1 pseudogene is annotated in these 811 nt (G+C 75.8%); it reads right to left on the bottom strand.

Going from position 1 to position 811, the window contains the following annotated elements:
- Positions 1 to 811, bottom strand: a pseudogene (locus BST40_RS29895) (PE family protein); the annotation flags it as partial.

Below are 811 nucleotides of genomic sequence, written 5' to 3'. Positions count from 1 at the left end.
CATCACCCTTGCCGCCGTCGCCGCCCCCACCACCCTTGGCGCCGAGACCACCCTCTCCGCCGTTGCCGCCGTCGCCTCCCTGACGCTCGCCGAAGCCGGAGTTGCCCGCACCGTCGCCGCCGTCGCCGCCCCAGATGCCTATTCCGGTTCCGCCCGTGAATTGGACAGCGTCTTTGCCGTCGAAGCCGTCGCCCCCTCCGGAAGGCCCAGGAAGCCCGCTGTCGGCCTGTCCGGCCTTGGGGAGTGCGCTCGGGTTGACACCGTCCGCGCCGTCGGCGCCGGACCCACCATCGCCGCCAGCGCCACCCTCGCCGATCCGCCCGGCATTGCCGCCGCGACCGCCCCACCCGCCGCTGCCGCCCGTCTTGCCGACGGCAGCCGGGGCGGCGTCACCGCCATGACCACCGGCACCGCCGTTACCCCCGGCCTGGCCGCTAGCGCCCTCGAGACCGTCACCACCGCTGGTCCCGAGGCCACTGCCGCCACCGCGGCCGGCCGCCCCGCCGTAACCGCGATCGCCGCCGTCACCGCCGCTGCCGCCGTGGCCGCCGTTGGGCCCATCGCCGCCGTCGCCACCCACTCCGCCGTTTCCGGCGTTACCGCCGATGCCGCCGTCACCACCGCGACCCCCCATCCCTCGCGCAGCAAACCCACCTTGTCCGCCGTCCCCGCCTTTGCCGCCCGCAGCTCCGTGCCCACCGTTACCGCCGTTTTGACCGGTGCCGTCAACGGCGTCACCGCCGTCACCGCCGTTGCCGCCGTTACCGCCGGCTCCCCCGGCGCCACCGGCACCGCCGTCGCCCGACAGCAG

This window comes from Mycobacterium persicum, assembly GCF_002086675.1.
Classification (GTDB): Bacteria; Actinomycetota; Actinomycetes; order Mycobacteriales; family Mycobacteriaceae; genus Mycobacterium; species Mycobacterium persicum.
The sequence above is the reverse complement of the archived record's forward strand: the minus strand, read 5'-3'. Positions and strand labels throughout refer to the sequence as shown.